This is a genomic window from Limnohabitans planktonicus II-D5, from assembly GCF_001270065.2.
In the GTDB taxonomy this organism is placed as follows: Bacteria; Pseudomonadota; Gammaproteobacteria; order Burkholderiales; family Burkholderiaceae_C; genus Limnohabitans_A; species Limnohabitans_A planktonicus.
Window position 1 is genome coordinate 35,165 of sequence record NZ_LFYT02000029.1, and the last position, 20,004, is coordinate 55,168.

A 20,004-nucleotide genomic window follows, 5' to 3' on the forward strand; every position below is an offset into this window, starting at 1 on the left:
CGGCTCAGGGGTCTGTGCCTGAGCGGGCAAACGTCGGACTCTTCGAGTGCCGACCTACGGACGCATGCTGTAGGTCGGAGGTCGCAGACCCCGACATGGGGCCTGCGCCGAAGCGGGCAAAAGTCGGACTCTTCGAGTGCCGACCTACGAAGAGTCGGACTCTGCGAGTGCCGACCTGCGATGCAGCTGTTTTTGTAGGTCGGTGGTCGAAGACCCCGACGTTGGCGTGCAAAGGGGCTCATGCCCAGGCAAGCGGTGTGGCTGATCGGGGAGTTGTCGGACTCTGCGAGTACCGACCTACGGTTCAGCTGTGTTTGTAGGTCGGTGGTCGAAGACCCCGACGTTGGCGCGCCAGGGGCTCATGCCCAGGCAAGCGGTGTGGCTGATCGGGGAGTTGTCGGACTCTGCGAGAGGACATGTCTCACACCTTTCAAACTTCGGCATGCCGGATCAACAGGGTGCTTGCTAAAGGCTTGGTTGAGGGGTCGGCTAGACACCTGTTAGCAAAATGTCCGTGTCAAGGATCAGCAGGCCATAGTTGGTGGTGGTGCCAGCCGCCGTGTTCGAGACGTTGTAGACGGTGTAAGTTTGCTGCCCGTTGAGCAGCGACTCCATGGTGATCAAGCCGTTGGCGTTGACGGTGGCGGTTTCGCTGGCGTCCAGCACGCCGTTGCCGTTGAAGTCAAAGCTCATGGTGCCGCTGGTCACCTTGGTGGTGGTGGCATTGAGCACACTCATGTCCAGCGCATCTCCGGCGTTGCCGTCAATCACCAGCCGTGCCCTTGAATTCAGGTTGGCATTGGTGACATCGGTCACATCGCTCAGCTCCACAATGTCTTCGCGGGCCAGGCGCAAGGTGTTGTTGCCGGTGCCGGTCAGGTCAATGCGTTCCATGTTGACCCAGTTGTTGGTGCCCGTGAGGCTCAAATCCAGTGCGAGCCCGGCACCCTCAAACTTGATGATGTCTACCCCCGCGCCACCATCAATCGTGTCGGCGCTGGTGTCATTCATCCAGCTGTTGTCGTAGACGAACACATCGCTGCCCAGTTCGCCTCGTGCGATGTTCGATCCTGCACCGATGATGATGGTGTCGTTGCCGACCACCGATCCGACTGTGCCTTCGCCACCGATGAGGGTGTCGTCGCCTGCGCTGCCGTCCATCCAGTCGCCGCCTGCACCGCCACTGATGAAATCGTTGCCTGCGCCACCATACAGGGTGTCAAGCCCATCGTCGGTGCTGCCGCCTTGCAGGGAGTCGTTGCCGCCCCCGGCGTCCATCCAGTCTGCACCTGTACCGCCGTCCATCGTGTCGTTGCCGCCAGCACCATAAGCCGTGTCATTGCCCGTGCCCAGCAGCATGGAGTCGTTGCCAAGCCCGGACAGTACCCAGTCGCTGCCCGCACCCGCAGAGACGGTGCTGCTGGCGTCTGACATGTAAATGGTGTCGTTGCCCGCAATGGTGTCGTTGATGGTGTCATCGCCCCACACCCTGTCTCCGCTGGTGGTGCCGCCGTTGCGCAGGTCAATGAAGTCATCGCCATAACCGCCCCAGACGGTTTCTGCCCCGGTGGAGCCTGTGCTCAAGATGATGTCGTTGCCCGCGCCGCCATGGATGGAGCCGGCGTACAGGCCCGTTTGCGTGATGCGGTCTTCTCCATCACCCCCCACCAGGGAGTTGTTGCTGCCTGACGAGTTGATGGTGTCGTTGCCCAGCCCGCCCCACAAGGTGCTGTTGGTGCTGGCGCTGTTGACCAAAATGTAGTCGTTGCCGTCGCCTGCAAGCACGCTGTTGGTGCCGCCGCCTGCATTGACCCAATCGTTGTCGGTGCCTGCATCGATGTAGTCATTGCCCACGCCGGTGATGATGGTGTCGTTGCCGGTGCCGGCCACCACAGTATTGGCCCCGTCGCCTACGCTGACCCAGTCGTTGTCGGTACCTGCATCAATCCGGTCAGCGCCTGTGCCTGCACTGATCGAGTCATTGCCTGCACCCCCCGAGATGGTGTTGTTGCCGTTGCCCGCATCGACCGTGTCATGACCTGCACCGGCCACCAGCGAGTCCGCGCCGGTCAGTGCAAAAACGATGTCGTTGCCATCGCCCAGATCGGCTTGCTGGCTGGTGCCATAAGAGCCACCCAGGTACACCGTGTCGTTGCCCGCACCCGAGATCACGGTGTCATCTGCCGAATCGCTCTTGCCCGCATCAATGAAGTCATTGCCCGAGCCGGTGATGACTCGGTCGCCGTTGTAAATGTAGAGCTGGCCTGTCACCACCACGTTGTTGCCATCGCCCGCATTGACATAGCTGTTGCGGTTAACGGGCTCTGTGTCGTTGGCGGTGCTGCCATTGAGGCCATAGCTGCCATAAATGGTGTCATCGCCTGAGCCGCTCACCACCGTGTCGGCAAAGCCGCCGCTGCTCACGCTGACGAAATTGTTGCCGCCGGTGATGCTGACCAGGTCGGTGCCCAGGCCCGTGTAGATCGTGTCGTTGCCAAGACCAGCAAAAAGCCTGTCATTGCCCGTGTCTGAGCCCGAGTCCACCCAGTTGTTGCCGTCGCCTGCATAAACATAGTCGGCACCGGCGCCCGTCATGAAGCGTTCATCGGCCAGCGTCCCCCAGACGGTGTCAGCGGCAGATCCCGTCAGGATGTTTTCAAAGCCCCGGATGAAATCGGTGTTGTAGTTGGATTGAGCCGCCACGGTGACCGCCTGGAAGGTGGTTGATGCTGCATTGAGACTGACGGCCACTGCCTCCGTCGCGCCGAAATAGGAGATCCAGTCGTTGCCCTCGCCACCATCGACGGTGTCACGGTCCTGGTTGTTGCTGTTGTTGCCCAGGCCCCCCGGGTTCACCGTGTCGTTGCCTGCGCCCGCAAACACCGAGTCACCGCCCAAGCCCGTCCAGATGCTGTCATTGCCGTTGCCGGTGATGACGGTTTCGGCCCAGTTCAGGTTGTTGCCCACGCTGCTGGTTGGGTAATTGGAATAGGGGTTGTAGACCACATTGCCGTTGCCGAACCTGAGCACATCCATTTGGGTGACAAAGTCAGTGCCGTTGAAGGCATCGGTGACCAGTGAGAAGTCGACCGAGCCTGTGCCTGAGCGACCGATGGCACTGACCGTGCCTTTGTAGGCGCTCATGTCCAGGGTGTCGTTGGTGCCTGCGACCGCATCACCGCCGCTGTAGGTGTCGTTGCCGCTTTCCAGATAGAACAGCACTGAGCCGGTGCCGCCATGCATGGAGTCATTGCCTGACCCCCCAACCAGGGTGTCGCTGCCGTTGACCGCAGACAACACGTCATTGCCCGCATTGCCCATCAAAAAGTTGTTGATCGAGTCACCGAGAATCGTGTCAGAGCCAGAGCCGCCTGCAATGTTTTCAATGCCGTTGAGCGTATCCGGTCCGTCCGTGCCAGCGCTCACCGTGGTATTGGCCCCCACCGTCGAGTTGAGTGTGACCCTGATGCCCGAGACGTTGGTGCTGTAGTCTGCCCAGTCGTTGCCTGCGCCGCCCGAGATCGAGTCAGCGCCGCTGCCGCCGGTGAGCGTGTCATCGCCCGAATCACCAAACAAGGTGTCATTGCCCCCTGCGCCCATGAGCCAGTTGGCCGTGACGTTGCCGACCAGGCTGTCGCTGCCTGCGCTGCCAAGCACGTTTTCAATGTTCACGAGCGTGTCATTGCCTGCCGCGCCGCTGGTGGTGCCCGCGAGCATGTTCACGGTCACCCCCGTGGAGGGGTCGCCATTGTTGGCGGTGTACTCGGCCCAGTCCAAACCGGCACCGCCATTGAGGGAGTCATTGCCCGAACCACCGATCAAGGTGTCATCGCCCTTGGCGCTGTCCAGGGTTTCATTGCCAGCACGTCCATTGACGCGGTCGGCTTCGTCGGTGCCGATCCACAAGGGGTCGGTCGCTTCGGTGAGCACGGTGGTGTAGATGACGCTGATGCCTTGCTGCAGCGCCATGGTGTCATTGCCGCCCACCACGCTGTTGCTGTAGAGGCGATAGGTGTTGCCGCCAATCACAGTGGTGTCGGCCAAGCCGTCCTTGTTCACGTCAATGCCGCCAAAACCGTCGGGCAAATAGGCCTTGCCATTGGTGCCGTCCACGCGCAGCAAGGAGGCCTGCCCCACCAGCCCGGTGATGCGGTCAATGTTCAGCGAGTCTGAGCCCATGATCAACTGGTTCAGGCCGCTGCCCATGTCAATGACTTCTATGCCGCTGATGGCCCCCAATTCACGGGGTGCATCGACTTGGGCACTGGCTTGGGACAGGTCAAAAACCGTGCCATAAGCCGATGCCAGGCTCAAGGTGTCGATGCCACTGCCACCCTGAATGGTGGTGCCCGTGAAATCGGTGCCGATGTCCAGCAATGACACCAAATCGTCGCCATCGCCGGCCAACAAAATGCCCTGCCCGCTGACCGTGAGCACGTCGTCCCCGGTGCCTGCATCCACCAAGGCCGTGCTGTCCTGGCCGATCATGAACACCGTGTCATTGCCGCCACCGGCCAGCAAGGTGTCGTTGCCACCACCGCCAATGATGCTGTTGGCATTGGCGTCACCGCCCAGTCGGTCATTGAAGGTGGTGCCAAAGAGGTTTTCAATGCCACTGAGTGAGTCTGTGCCAATGGCCAATGTGGCGCGTCCTGCGCTCAAATCCACCTGCACGCCACTGATGGCCGTGATGTGCCCATAACTGGCCCAGTCGGAGCCGTCACCGCCTTGCAGGTTGGCACCACCAAAACCCAGCAAGGTGTCATCGCCCAGACCGGCCATCAAGGTGTCATTGCCGCCAAAGCCGTACAAGGAGTCAGCGCCATCGCCGCCCGACAACATGTTGGCAGCCGCATCGCCTTGCATCACGTCGTTGAAGCTGGTGCCCAGCACATTCGGAATGTTGGTGATTGTGTCTGTGCCGCCACTGAAGTCGGTGGCCAGCGTGACCGACAGGTTGACCTGCACCGCACCCGCATCGCGGCTGAAATCGGCCCAGTCCTGGCCGCCTGCGGTGCCATCCATGCGGTCACTGCCTGCGCCGCCATACAAAGTGTCGTCGCCCAGGCCGCCGGTCAAGGTGTCGTCACCCTCGTCGCCTTGCAAGCTGTCGTTGCCTGCACCGCCCGCGAAGCTGTCACTGCCATTGCCGCCGATCAAGATGTTGGCGTTCAAGTCACCTGTCAAAGTGTCTGCAAACGATGTGCCGACCATGTTTTCCATGTTGCTGATCACATCGGTGGCACCTGTGCCATCGGTGATGTTGGCAGCTGTGGCACCGTTCAGGGTGCCTGACAAGCCCGCCGTGGTTCCCTGGCTGAAGTCGATCCAGTCCGAGCCCTCACCGGCGTCGATGGTGTCCGCCCCAGCGCTGTTGATGACGGTGTCGCTGCCGTCTCCCAGCACCATCGAGTCGGTGCCTGCGCCACCGTCAAACACGTTGGCCCCGGCCGTGCCCACCAGGGTGTCTGCACCTGAGCCTGTGATGATGTTTTCAAAGCCATCGATCTTGTCGCTGATCACGGCGGCATCGGTGCCCGTGGCCAGTCCGGTGTTCAGATTCACGTTGACGGCCGTGGTGATGCCTTCATAGCTGATGGTGTCGTTGCCCAGTTTGCCGAAAATATCGTCGTCGATGCCTAGCCCTCGGCTGATGCCGCTGATCAGGTCGTTGCCGTCGGTGCCGTTCAAGGCCCAGCGAATGGCGATGGCGTTGTTGTCGCCCAGGTTGGTGCCGATGGGCACCTGCGCATCGCTGGTGGTGTTGCCTGCCAAATCGGTCAGTCGCACGTTCTGGAAGGTGTCCACCGTCAGGTCGGTGGTCGATTCACCAGCGCCCACCACGTAGCTGCCGCTCAGTTGCGAGCCATTGGCCAGGGCCGTGAGCGTGACCTGTGCGCCCGTGTTGAGGTTGACCACCACGAAGGAGCCTGTTTGCACCGGCTCACTCAGATCCATCAGGATGTCGATGGTGTTACCCAGGGTCGCACCGGTGGTGTACTGGATGGACGTGCTGTAAATGTTGGACACCGTCGCTGGCGTCGTGTCCAGCGTGAAGGTGCGCGAGACCACCGGACTGACGTTGCCAAAGCTGTCGCGGGCCCTGATCTTGAGGTTGTACACCCCATCCACCGTCGGGGCGGTGTAGCTGCTGATCCAGCCGGCATTGTCCAGGTTGTATTCGACCGTGCCCCCGGCTTCCAGGTTGTCCACAAACACGCGCACATCGTTGGTCAAACTGTCGCTGACGCTGCTGCCTGAGTCGCAAAACAGATTCAACGCAGGGGGGACGCCCGAGGTGTCGAGTGTGAAATTCAGGGCGCTCACGGCACTGGTGTTGCCGGTGAAGTCCATCTGGCGCACCCACACATCGTTGGTGCCATCGCGGGCCGCGAACGTGGATGTCCAGGTGTTGCCCGAGTCGGTGCTGTACTGGATCAGAGCCAGGTTTTCTGAGCCAGATACGGCAATGCGGCCATCGTTGGTCAGCAAGTCTGCGGGCGTGCCTGCATCGCACACCAGCGTCACATTGGGGGCCGCTGGGGCCGTGGTGTCCAGGGTGAACACCAGTGGGCTCGTGGTGGCCGTGTTGGCCACGGCATCCGAGACGACCTGGCGCACCTGATAAGTGCCGTCCATCACAGGCGAGAAGGTGGGCTTGAGCACACTCCAGCTGTTGCCTGCATCGGTGCTGTACTGATAGAGCACGGTGTATCCCACACCGTAAGTGACGCTCGAGCGCACCTGGCCCACATTGGTGATGCGGTCGGAGGTGTAGCTGGCGCTGCGCCCACTGTCGGTCACCAGACTCAGTGTGCCCACGGCGGGTGGCGTGTTGATGAGGGTGAAGTCCAGCGCGCTCACGCTGGTGTTGCCCGCCTTGTCGGTGGTGCGCACCTCCACCACATAGTCGCCATTGCTGCTGGGCGGCAAATACGAGCTGGCCCAGTCACGCACCAAGGTCTGGTCGGCCAGACTCACGCGGTAGCTGAGCGTGGCGCCAATTTCTGCGCTGCCCACGGTGATGTCGGAAAGACTGCTGATGCGGTCCGTGCCAGAGATGCCGCTGTCGCAGGTCAGGCTGATGGGCGTTTCCAGCAGTTGTGTGTCGAGTGTGAACTGCAAGGTGTTGCTGGTGCCCACATTGCCAGCACCGTCGAGCACGCGGATGGTGACTTTGTTCAGGCCATCCACGGCAAAGAAGGTGTTGCTCCAGGTCAGGCCTGCATCACTGGAGTAGCTCACTTGGTCGGTGGGCAAAACGCCGGTGGTGGTGATGCTCTTGTCGCGGGTGTAGAAGTCGCTGGCGCTGGTGCCCGAATCACAGCTCAAGGCAATGCTGGGGGAGGGGGCCACGGTGTCGAAGGTGAAGACCAGGGGTTCAGACACATTGACATTGCCTGCCGTGTCCGTGACGCGTGCCATCACCGTGTTGGCACCCTGCACGGGCGCAAACGTGGCGTTCCACAGCGTGCCATTGGTGCTGTATTCAATGCGCGCATCGGCATCGAGGTTGAAGGTCTGAATGCTCGCTTGCGAGCTGATGTTGTCGCCTTGGCTGCCGCTGTCGCACACCAAGGCCAAGCTGGGTTTGCTCAGCTGCGTGTCCAGCGTGAAGCTCAGGCTGCTGGGCGTGCCCGCGTTGCCTGCGGCATCCACAGCCCGTGTGTAGACGGTGTTGCTGCCTTCACCGGCGGCAAAGGTGGTGCCCCACTGCGCACCGTTGGTGCTGTACTGCAAGACCAGGCCGCTTTCAATGGTGCTGATGCTCAGGGCCGCTTGGCTGGTGATTTTGTCTGTGCCGCTGCTGCCGGTGTCACACACCAGGGCCAGCGCCGAGGTGTCGGGGCCGGTGCTGTCCAGGGTGAAGCTGAAATCGGTCGCCGCGCCAATGTTGCCCGCCGTGTCGGTGACCCGCACCTTGATGCTGTTGCTGCCTTCGACCGCTGTGAAGGTGGTGCTCCAGCTGCTGCCGTTGGTGCTGTACTCGACCACGCCGCTGATTTCGGCGCTGCTGACCATGAAGCCCGGGTTGGCTGTCAGGCGGTCGGTGCCACTGACGCCGCTGTCACACACCAGGCTCACGGTGGGGGCCACGGGGGCCGTGGTGTCGAGGGTGAAGGTCAGGCTGCCCGCCGGGCTGACGTTGCCCGCTTTGTCGGTGATGCGTGCAAACACACTGTTGACGCCTTCAGTGGCCACAAAAGTGGGGCCCCAGACGATGCCGTTGCTGCTGTATTCCAGCAAGCTACCGGCCTCGGCGCTGACGTTGATCAGGCTTTCGTGCGTGGTCCGGTCGTTGCTGCTGGCACCTGTGTCATTGGCCAGGGCCAGCACAGGGGCGCTCGCAGACGTGCTGTCAAAGGTGAAGCCGTAATCTTGCAGGCGCTGGTTGCCTGCGGCATCGGTCACGCGGATCTTGATGCTGTTGTTGCCCTCGGTGGCACTGAAAGTGTTGCTCCAGCTGGTGCCTGCCGTGCCAAAGTTGGTGCTGAACTCGACGGTGGCGCCGGTTTCAATGCCACTCAGACTCAGGCGTCCATCCTGGCTGATCTTGTCGGCGCTGTTGGTGCCACTGTCACACATCAGGGCCACGCTGAACGATGCCATCTGGCTGTCGAGCGTGAAATTCAAGGTGTTGGAGGTGGCCACATTGCCCGCGCCATCGGTGGCGCGCACGGTGACCGTGTTGGCACCTTCCCCGGCGGTGAAGGTGGTGAACCAGGTTTGCCCGCTGTCGGTGCTGTATTCCAGCAAGGTGCCGCTTTCGGCACTCACGCTGAGTGCGCCGACACTGCTGACCTTGTCGCTGCCGCTGCTGCCGGTGTCGCTCGCCATGGCCACGGTGGGCGAAGCGATGCTCTTGTCGATGACCAGTGCCAGCGTCTGTGCAGGACTGGTGTTGCCTGCGCTGTCGATGGCCACCACGGTGACGTTGCCGCTGGCAATGCTTTGCGTGGGCGTGACGGACCAGGTGCCATTGGCGCCCACGGTGGTGGACATGAACTCGCCCGTGCCGGGGAAGCTGACCTGAATGATGTCGCCTGCCGTGCCGTTGCCGCTCACGGTGGGCGTGTCGTCGTTGCTCAGGTTGTCGCTCAGGTTGCCGGTGTTGCTGCTGTCGTCCAGGCGCACGGTGAACACGGGTGCCTGGGTGTCGATGGCATAGCTGGCCGAAGCGCCCGCGCCGCTGTTGCCCGACTCGTCGGTGTAGCTGCCCGCCAGGCTGATCAGGTTGCTGGCGGCCGAGGTGTTGGCTTGCGGCGTGAAGGTGGCGGTCCAGGTCAGGCCGTCGGCGCTGGCCACGAACTCGGTCAGGCTGCCATGGGGTGCAGTGACATCGGTTTTGCTGAAGTCCAGCACTTTTTCACTGAAGGTGATGCTGACGGTGGCTGTTTCACCGGACTTCAAGGCGCTGTCGCTCAGGGCGATGGTGGCCGTGGGCGCTTTCAGGTCGATGGCGTAGTTGCCGCTTTGTGTGCCTGAGCCTTGGTTGCCTGCCAGGTCGGCATAGCTGTTGGCCAGGCTGATCACATTGCTCGCATCGGCGGTGCCGGGTGTCGGCGTGAACGTGGCCACCCAGGTCTTGCCGCCGTCGGTGCTGACCAGTGTGTCCAATGTGCCGTTTTCCACCGTGACATCGCTGTTGCCAAATCCCGAGACCTTTTCGCTGAAGCTGATGGTCACTTGCGCCGTGTCGCCTGCCAGCAAGCGGGTTTTGTTGAGCACGACGGTGGCTGTGGGGCCTTGTGTGTCCAGTGCGTAATTGGCGCTGGCGGCCACGCCACCCACATTGCCCGCCAGATCGGCGTAGGTGCCCCCGTTGACGCTGATCGTATTGGTGCTGCGTTCGACGCCTTGGGCCGCTGTGAACATGCCGATCCAGGTTTTGCCGCCGTCGCTGCTGGACAAGGGACTCAAGTCACCGCTTTGGGTGGTGACATCGGCGTTGCTGAAGTCCTTGACGGCTTCGCTGAACGTGATGGTCACTGTGGCGCTTTGCCCAGCGGTGAAACTGTTGACTGCAGCGCCATGGCTGTCCTTGAGGGTGATGGTGGCGCTGGCCGCCTGCGTGTCGATCTGGTAGTTGCCGCTGGCCCCGGCTGTGCCGGTATTGCCTGCTGCATCGCTGTAGCTGCTGGCCAGGGAGATGACGTTGGTCGTCGATTCGACGTTGACGTTGGGCGTGTAGGTGGCCGTCCAGGTCTTGCCGCCATCGGCGCTGGTCAGGGTGCCCAGACTGCCGTTGACGACCTGTACATCGGCGTTTCCAAAGCCTTGGACCACTTCATTGAAGCTAATGGTCACGACCGTGCTGTCACCGGCCTTGAGGCTTTCGTTGCCCAGTTTGATGGTCGCTGTCGTGGCCAGGGTATCGAGTTGGTAGTTGGCGGTTTGCGCTGCAGTGCCAGTGTTGCCCGCCACATCGGTGTAGGTGGCCAGCAGGCGCACCACGTTGCTGGTGTCTTCAATGCCTGCGGTCGGGGTGAGGGTGGCGGTCCAGGTTTTCCCGCCATCGCTGGTGTTCAGGCCGCTGAGCACGGCGTTCTCGGCGCTCAGGTCACTCAGGTCAAAGCCCGTGACCTTTTCGCTGAAGCTGATGGACAAGGTGGCTGTCTCGCCCACCTTGAGGCTGCTCTTGTCCAGCACGATGCTTTGCACCGTGGGCACCGACGTGTCCACGCTGTAGCTGCGGCTGGCCTGCACGGTGGCGGTGTTGCCTGCCAGGTCAGAAGCCACCAGCCTCAAGGCCACGGTGGCGTCCGGGTCTGTCGTCAGGTCGGTGGTGGCCACATCCAGGCTGTACTGGCCCACGGTGTCCACCGTGGTGCTGTAGTTCACACCATTGAGCACCACCTGGATCAGGTCGCCCTGGCGTGCGTTGGTGGTGGCACCGCTGATTTTGCTGGTGGCATTGGCCGCATCGGCCGGGCCCACCGCATCGTCGCCGGTGATGGGGTTGATGCTGAGCGTGGGCGTTGGCGCCGTGGTGTCGAGCGTGAAGTTGAGCGTGCTGATGGCGCTCACATTGCCTGCGCCATCGGTTTGGCGCACGCGCACGCTGTTCACACCCTCGGTGGCCACAAAGGTGGTGCCCCAGGTGCTGCCATCGGTGCTGTACTGCACGCTGGCGTCGGCGTCCACACCGCTGACCACCAGGGTGCCCTGGCTGGAGACCTTGTCGCTGGTGCTGGTGCCGCTGTCGCACGTCAGGCTGGGGCTGAGGGTGCTGACGCTCTTGTCCATCACCAGGTTGAAGGTGGCCGTGCTGGTGGCACCGCTGTTGGGGCGGGTGTAGAGCACGCTGACTTCGCCTGAAGTCACGGCCTTGCCTGCGGTCACCGACCACATGCCGTTGATGTCCACCGTGGCTTGCAGCACTTCGGCACTGCCGCCATCCACCGGCGCTGGCAGGGTCACCTGCACGGTGGCACCTGTTTCGCCCGATCCGCTGATGGTGGGCGTGTCGTCGTTGGTGAGGTTGTCTTTCAAGCTGCCGCTGTTGCTGGCGTTGTCCAGGCGCGCCGTGAAGGTGCCTGCTTGGGTGTTGAGTGTGAAGACCAGTGCGTCGGATGAGGCCAGGTTGCCAGCGGCATCGCTGACCTGTGCGAAGACGGTGTTGCTGCCTTCCACGGCTGCAAACGTGGTGCTCCAGCTGATGCCGTCGCGGCTGTAGAGCACGGTGGCGTCAGGGTCGGTCTGCGTCAAAGTGATCGCGCCGTTGGTGGTGATCAGGTCGATCGGCGTGCCGGTGTCACACACCAGGCTCACCACAGGTTTGCTCAGGGTCTTGTCCAGGGTGAAGTTCAGCGTGCTGGCGGCGCTGACGTTGCCCGCTGCATCCACCACGCGGGTCTGCACGGCGTTGCTGCCTTCACTGGCGGCCCAGGTGTTGGCCCACACCTTGCCGTCGGTGCTGTACTGGAAGCTCGCCCCTTGCTCCAGGGTGGACAAACTCAGAGTGCCCTCACGGGTGATCTTGTCGCTGGCACTGGTGCCGCTGTCGCAGACCAGGCTCATGCCTGGTGCAGAGGGCACGGTGGTGTCGAGCGTGAAGCTGAAATCGGTGGCCGCACTCACATTGCCTGCGGCATCGCTCACCCGCACCTTGAGCGTGTTCAGGCCTTCGCTGGCGCTGAAGGTGCCCGACCAGGTGCTGCCGTTGGTGCTGTATTCGATCAGTCCACCCGATTCGCTGGTGGTGACGTTCAGGGTGCTGGTGTTGCTGAGCTTGTCGGTGGCACTGCTGCCGCTGTCGCACAGCAAGGCCACGACCGGCGCTGTGGGTGCGCTGGTGTCCAGGGTGAAGCTCAGGTTGCCGATGGGGCTGACATGGCCTGCCTTGTCACTGGCGCGGGCAAAGACGTTGTTGATGCCCTCGACCGCCGCAAAGGTGGTGCCCCACACGCTGCCGTTGGTGCTGTACTGCAAGGTGGCGCCCGCTTCTGTGCTGGCGTTGACCACGCCGACCTGGGTTTTGCCGTCGCTGCTGCTGGTGCCGGAGTCTTGGACCAGGCTGATGACAGGGGCGGTGGGGGCGGTGCTGTCGAGCGTGAAGCTGAAACTTTGCGCACGCTGGTTGCCTGCGGCGTCGGTCACCCGCACTTGCACGCTGTTGGCGCCTTCGGTGGCAGCGTAGGTGTTTTTCCAGACGGCTCCATCGGTGCTGTACTCCACCAAGGCACCGGCTTCTGCACCCGAGACCTGCAAGCTGGCATCCAGGCTGATCTTGTCGGCGCTGCTGGTGCCGCTGTCGCACAGCAGGGCCACGCTGAAGGCGGGCGTCTGGGTGTCCAGGGTGAAGCTCAAGGGCGCAGAGGTGGCCACATTGCCTGCCGCATCGGTGGCGCGCACTTGCACGGTGTTGGCACCTTCGGCGGCTGCAAAGGTCGTGGCCCAGGTGCTGCCATTGCTGCTGTATTCGAGCGTGCTGCCACTGTCGGCGCTCACGCTGAGCGTGCCGTCTCGGCTGATCTTGTCGGTGGCGCTCAGGCCGCTGTCGCACAGCAAGGCCACACTGGCGGCGCCCATGGTTTTGTCGATCACCAGGGCCAGGGTTTTGGCGGTGCTGCTGTTGCCAAAGGCATCGGTGGCCAGGGCGCTCATCGTGCCGCTGACGATGGCCAGCGTGGGCGTGATGCTCCAGCTGCCGTTGGCGGCTACGGTTGTGCTGAGCACCTCAAAGGTGCCCGGCATCGTGACTTGAATGGTGACACCTGCGGTGCCGGTGCCACTGATCGTGGGGGTGTCGTCGTTCGTGATCAGGTCGGCGCTGCTGCCGCTGTTGCTGGCCGCGTCCAGGGCGAGCGTGAAGCTCGGCCCCTTGGTGCTGACGCCATAGCTGGCGGTGGCCGCTTGGCCTGCATTGCCCGCCTCGTCGCTGTAGGTGTTGGCCAGAGTCAGGGTGTTGCTGGCGGCCGTGGTTTGATCGGCGGGGGTGAAGGTGGCGGTCCAGCTCAGGCCGTCGGCACTCGCGGTGAAGGCGCTCAGGCTGCCGTTGGGCGCGCTGACGTCGGCCAGACTGAAGCCCAGCACTTTTTCACTGAAGGTGATGGTGACGGTGGCCGTTTCACCCATTTTCAAGGCGCTGTCGCTGAGCGCGATGGTGGCGCTGGGCGCTTTCAGGTCCATCACGTAATTGGCACTCTGCGCACTGGTGCCTTGGTTACCCGCCACATCGGTGTAGCTGTTCATCAGGCTCACGGTGTTGGTGGCATCGGCCACGCCGGGCGTGGGGGTGAAGGTGCCCACCCAGGTTTTGCCGCCATCGGTGCTGCTCAGGGCGCTCAGTGTGCCGTTGTCCACCGTCACGTCGCTGTTGTCAAAGCCGGTGACTTTTTCACTGAAGGTGATGGTGACTTGCGCCGTGTCTGCTGCCAGGAAGTTGCTCTTGCTCAGGGCAATGGTGGTTGTCGGGCCTTGCGTGTCCACGGCGTAGTTGCTGCTGGCCACCACGCCCCCGGCGTTGCCTGCCAGGTCGCTGTAGCCAGCGGCGTTGACGCTCAGGGTGTTGGTGGCGTCTTCCACATTGGCAGCGGCGGTGAAGGTGCCCACCCAGGTCTTGCCGCCATCGCTGCTGGACAAGGGGCTGAGGCTGCCGCTGTCCACGCTCACATCGGCGTTGCTGAAGTCCTTGACGGTCTCGCTGAAGCTCAAGGTGACCGTGGCGCTTTGGCCTGCGGTGAAGCTGTTGACAGCCGCGCCGTTGCTGCCCGTGAGGGTGAGCGTGGCGCTGGGCAGCTGGGTGTCGATTTGATAGTTGCCGCTGGTGCCCGCCTCGCCGGGGTTGCCCAGCGCGTCGGTGTAGCTGTTGGCCAGGGTGATGAGGTTGCTCGCCGAGGTGATGTTGGCCGTGGGGGTGTAAGTGGCTGTCCAGGTCTTGCCGCCATCGGCACTCGTCAGGGTGCCCAGGCTGCCGTTGGCCACTGTCACATCGCTGTTGCCAAAGCCTTGCACCGGCTCGTTGAAGCTGATGGTGAGCGTGGTGCTGTCGCCTGCTTTGAGGTTTTCATTGGCCAGCTTGATGATGGCCGCAGGTGCCAAGGTGTCCAGGGCGTAGTTGTTGCTTTGTGCGGCAGCGCCGGTGTTGCCTGCCAGGTCGGTGTAGGTGGCCAGCACCTTGACCACGTTGGTGGTGTCTTCGATGGAGGCCGTGGGTGTGAGCTTGGCGCTCCAGCTCAGGCCGCCGTCGGTGGTCACCAAATTGCTCAGCACACCGTTGTCGGCGCTCAGATCGCTCAGGTCAAAGGCGCTGACTTTTTCCGAGAAGGTGAGGGTCACATTGGCGGTTTCACCCAGTTTGAGCGTGCTCTTGTCCAGCACGATGCTTTGCACCGTGGGGGCCAGTGCGTCCACGCTGTAGCTGCGCGAGGCGGTGGCGGCGGCGCTGTTGCCAGCGGCATCGGTGGCCAGCAGCTGGGCGCTGAGCTTGAAGTCCGAGTCGGCGCTCAGATCGGCGGTGGCGACATCGATGCTGTACTCGCCCACCACGTCCACGGTGCCGGTGTAGCTCACACCGTTGAGCACCAGGGTGATGACATCGCCCGGGCGTGCGCCGGTGCTGGTGCCGCTGATTTTGGTGGTGGTGCTGGCGGCATCCACGGGGCCGATGGCATCGTCACCGGTGATCGGGTTGATGCTGAGTGTGGGCACGGGTGCCGTGGTGTCCAAGGTGAAGGCCAGGGTGCTGGTGGCGCTGACGTTGCCTGCGGCGTCCATCTGGCGCACACGCAAGGTGTTGAGGCCTTCGGTGGCGGCAAAGATGGTGGCCCAGGTGCTGCCATCGGTGCTGTACTGCACGGTGGTGTCGGCGTCCTGGCCGGTGACCGTCACATCGCCTGTGCGGGTGATCTTGTCGCTGCTGCTGGTGCCGCTGTCGCAGACCAGGGCCAGGCTGAGGTTGCCGGGCAAGCTGGTGTCAATTTGCAGGCTCAGGGTTTGGGCGGCGCTGGTGTTGCCCACGGCGTCGGTGGCGATCACGCTGACGGTGCCCGAGGTGATGGCCTGGGTGAGTGTGGCGCGCCAGGTGCCGTCGGCGGCGACGGTGGCAGACACCACTTCGCCCGTTGCGGGCATCGTCACTTTCAGGGTATCGCCGGTGTTGCCGGTGCCGCTGAGCGTCGGGGTGCTGTCGTTGGTCAGGGTGTCGCCCAGACTGCCGCTGTTGCTGGCGTTGTCCAGTTGCAGCGTGAAGCTGGGGGCGAGGGTGTCCAGGCTGTAGTTGCTGCTTTGGGCCGTCAGGCCGGTGTTGCCTGCCAGATCGGTGTAGGTGGCCAGGACTTTGACCACATTGGTGGTGTCTTCGATGGCGGCAGTCGGCGTGAGGGTGGCGGTCCAGGTCAGGCTGCCGTCGGCGCTGGCCAATTGGCTGAGCACGGCGTTGTCGGCGCTCAGGTCGGCCAGGTCAAAGGCGGTGACTTTTTCTGAGAAAGTGAGGGTGACTTGGGCGGTCTCACCGGCTTTGAGGCTGGGTTTGTCCAGCAGCACGCTCAGCACGGTGGGCACGGTCGTGTCCAGACTGTAGGCGTGGGCCACGGTGGTGCTGCCGCTGTTGCCTGCGGCATCCACGCCGTTCACGCGCACATCCACGCTGCGGTCGGCATCGCTGAGCAAATCGGCCGTGAGCACGTCGATGCTGTAGTTGCCAAAAACATCCACGGTGCCGCTGTAGGTCTGGCCGTTCAAGCCCAGCGTGACGACGTCGCCCGCCTGCGTGAGCGTGCTCTTGCCAGAAAGCAGGGTGCGGACGCTGGCTGCATCAACCGGTCCCAGGGCATCGTCGCCGGTGATGGGGCTCAGGCTCACCGTGGGGGTGGCCGCTGTGGTGTCGAACGAGAAGCTCAAGGGCGCGGAGGTCGCGACATTGCCTGCCGCGTCGGTGGCGCGCACGCTGACGGTGTTGGCACCTTCAGCGGCTGCAAAGGTGCTCGTCCAAGACGTTCCGTTGGTGCTGTATTCAAGGGTGGCGCCTGCTTCGGCGCTCACGCTGATCGTGCCGTCGCGGCTGATCTTGTCGGTGCTGCTGGCCCCGCTGTCGCACACCAGGCTGAGTGTGGGCGTGGCGATGGTGCTGTCCACCACCAGCGCCAGGGTCTGGGCGCTGCTGACATTGCCTGCGGCGTCGCTGGCGGTGATGGACACGTTGCCGCTGACGATGGCCAGTGTGGGCGTGACGCTCCAGCTGCCGTTGGCGGCCACGGTGGCGCTCAGCACTTCGCCGGTGCCGGGCATCGTGACCTGAATGGTGTTACCCGCAGTGCCAGTGCCGCTGATGGTGGGCGTGCTGTCACTGGTCAGCAAGTCGGCGGTACTGCCGCTGTTGCTGGCGTCGTCGAGCTTGGCCGTGAAAGCTGCCACTTGTGTGTTCAAGCTGAAGCTCAAGGGCGCGGAGCTGGCCACATTGCCTGCGGCGTCGGTGGCGCGCACGGTAACCGTGTTGGCACCTTCAACGGCAGCAAACGTGGCCGTCCAAGACGTGCCGTTGGTGCTGTATTCCAGTTTGGCACCAGCTTCCGCATTCACGCTGATGGCACCGTTGCGGGTGATGGCGTCCGAGGCGCTGGTGCCGCTGTCGCAGACCAAGGTCAGCGTGGGCGGGGTGATGGTTTTGTCGAGCGTGAAGCCCAGGTTGCTGGCCGGGCCTGTATTGCCTGCCGCGTCGACTGCGCGCACTTTGACGGTGTTGTTGCCCTCTGCCGCTGCAAACGTGCTGGCCCAAGATGTGCCGTCCGTGCTGTATTGCAAGGTAGCGCCAGCCTCGGCAGTGACACTGAGCGCGCCGTTGCTGCTGATCAGGTCGATGGCGCTGGAACCGCTGTCGCAGGTCAGGGTGAGCACCGGTGCGCCGGGGGCGGTGGTGTCGAGGGTAAAGCTGTAGTCGGCTGTCGCGCCCACATTGCCCGCAGCGTCACTCACGCGAACTTTGACGGCGTTGTTGCCTTCAGCGGCCACAAAGGTCGTCGCCCAGAGCACGCCGTTGGTGCTGTATTCGATGAGGCCCCCAGCTTCGGGGCTGGAGAGGCTCAGGGTGCCGTTGTTGCTGATTTTGTCTGTGGCTGTACCTGTGGCTGTGCCGCTGTCGCAGAACAGGCCCACGGTGGGGGCCACGGGTGCTGTGCTGTCTAGGGTGAAGCTCAGGCTGCTTGGCTGGCTGACGTTGCCTGCCGCGTCGGTGACGCGCGCCATGACGGTGTTGGCACCTTCAGCCGCTGCAAAAGTGCTGGCCCAAGTGCTGCCGTTGGTGCTGAACTCGAGCGTGGCACCGGCTTCAGCGGCCACGTTGATGGCACCGTTGCCGCTGAGTTTGTCTGTGGCGTTGCTGCCGCTGTCGCAGACCAGGGTGAGCACAGGCGCTGTGGGCGCTGTGCTGTCGAGCGTGAAGCTGAAACTTTGCGCCCGCTGGTTGCCCGCGGTGTCCGTGACCCGCACTTGCACACTGTTTGCGCCTTCGGTGGCGGCGTAGGTGCTGGCCCTGACGGTCCCGTTGCTGCTGTATTCAACAGTGGCACCAGTTTCGGCACCGGTGACCACCAGCGCCGATGATTTGCTGATGCTGTCAGCGCCAGAAGCGCCGCTGTCACACACCAAGGCCACAGTGAAGGCGGTCGTTTGGGTGTCGAGGGTGAAGCTCAGGGGCGCAGAGGTGGCCACATTGCCTGCGGCGTCGGTGGCCCGCACTTGCACAGTGTTGGCACCTTCTGCAGCTACAAATGTCGTGGTCCAAGACGTGCCGTTGGTGCTGTACTCCAGCACACTGCCGCTGTCAGCGCTCACGCTGATCGTGCCGTCGCGGCTGATCTTGTCGGTGCTGCTGGCCCCGCTGTCGCACACCAGGCTGAGCGTGGGCGTGGCGATGCTGCTGTCCACCGCCAGCGCCAGGGTCTGGGCGCTGCTGACATTGCCTGCGGCGTCGCTGGCGGTGATGGACACGTTGCCGCTGACGATGGCCAGCGTGGGCGTGACGCTCCAGCTGCCGTTGGCGGCCACGGTGGCGCTGAGCACTTCACCGGTGCCGGGCAGGGTGACCTGGATGGTGTTGCCCGCTGTGCCAGTGCCGCTGATGGTGGGCGTGCTGTCGCTGGTGAGCAAGTCGGCGGTGCTGGCGCTGTTGCTGGCGTCGTCGAGCTTGGCGGTGAAAGCCGCCACTTGTGTGTTCAAGCTGAAGCTCAAGGGCGCGGAGCTGGCCACATTACCTGCGGCGTCGGTGGCGCGCACGGTAACGGTGTTGGCACCTTCAACGGCAGCAAACGTGGTCGCCCAAGACGTGCCGTTGGTGCTGTATTCCAGTTTGGCACCAGCTTCCGCACTCACGCTGATGGCCCCATTGCGGGTGATGGCATCCGAGGCGCTGGTGCCGCTGTCGCAGACCAAGGTCAGCGTGGGCGTGGCGATGGTTTTGTCGAGTGTGAAGCCCAGATTACTGGCCGGGCCTGTATTGCCTGCAGCATCGACTGCGCGCACTTTGACGGTGTTGTTGCCCTCGGCCGCTGCAAAGGTGCTGGCCCAAGATGTGCCGTCCGTGCTGTATTGCAAGGTAGCACCAGCCTCTGCCGTGACACTGAGCGCGCCATCGCTGCTGATCAGGTCCGTGGCGCTGGCACCGCTGTCGCAGGTCAGGGTGAGCACCGGTGAACCGGGGGCGGTGGTGTCGAGGGTGAAGCTGTAGTCGGCTGTTGCGCCCAGGTTGCCAGCGGCGTCAGTTACCCGCACTTTGACGGCGTTGTTGCCTTCAGCGGCCACAAAGGTGGTCGCCCAGAGCACGCCGTTGGTGCTGTATTCGATGAGGCCCCCAGCTTCGGGGCTGGACAGGCTGAGGGTGCCGTTGTTGCTGACTTTGTCGGTGGCTGCACCTGTGGCTGTGCCGCTGTCGCAGAACAGGCCCACCGTGGGGGCCACGGGTGCTGTGCTGTCGAGGGTGAAGCTCAGGCTGCTTGGCTGGCTGATGTTGCCTGCCGCGTCGGTGACGCGCGCCATGACGGTGTTGGCGCCTTCAGCCGCTGCAAAGGTGCTGGCCCAGGTGCTGCCGTTGGTGCTGAACTCGAGCGTGGCACCGGCTTCAGCGGCCACGCTGATGGCACCGTTGCCGCTGAGTTTGTCGGTCGCGTTGCTGCCGCTGTCGCAGACCAGGGTGAGCACGGGCGCGGTGGGGGCCGTGCTGTCGAGCGTGAAGCTGAAACTTTGCGCCCGCTGGTTGCCTGCGGTGTCCGTGACCCGCACTTGCACACTGTTTGCGCCTTCGGTGGCGGCGTAGGTGCTGGCCCAGACGGTCCCGTTGCTGCTGTATTCAACAGTGGCACCAGTTTCGGCACCGGTGACCACCAGCGCCGATGATTTGCTGATGCTGTCAGCGCCAGAAGCGCCGCTGTCACACACCAAGGCCACAGTGAAGGCGGGCGTTTGGGTGTCGAGGGTGAAGCTCAGGGGCGCAGAGGTGGCGACATTGCCTGCAGCGTCGGTGGCCCGCACTTGCACGGTGTTGGTGCCTTCGATGGCTGCAAAGGTCGT

1 protein-coding gene is annotated in these 20,004 nt (G+C 63.4%); it reads right to left on the reverse strand.

Annotation, left to right across the window (positions count from 1 at the left end; translation table 11 throughout):
- Positions 1 to 489 precede the first annotated feature (489 nt).
- The gene (locus tag H663_RS37470) at positions 490 to 19,971 is read right to left on the reverse strand and encodes an Ig-like domain-containing protein (protein ID WP_205872745.1); all 19,482 of its coding nucleotides are present in this window, start codon (positions 19,969 to 19,971) and stop codon (positions 490 to 492) included.
- Positions 19,972 to 20,004: the final 33 nt, after the last annotated feature.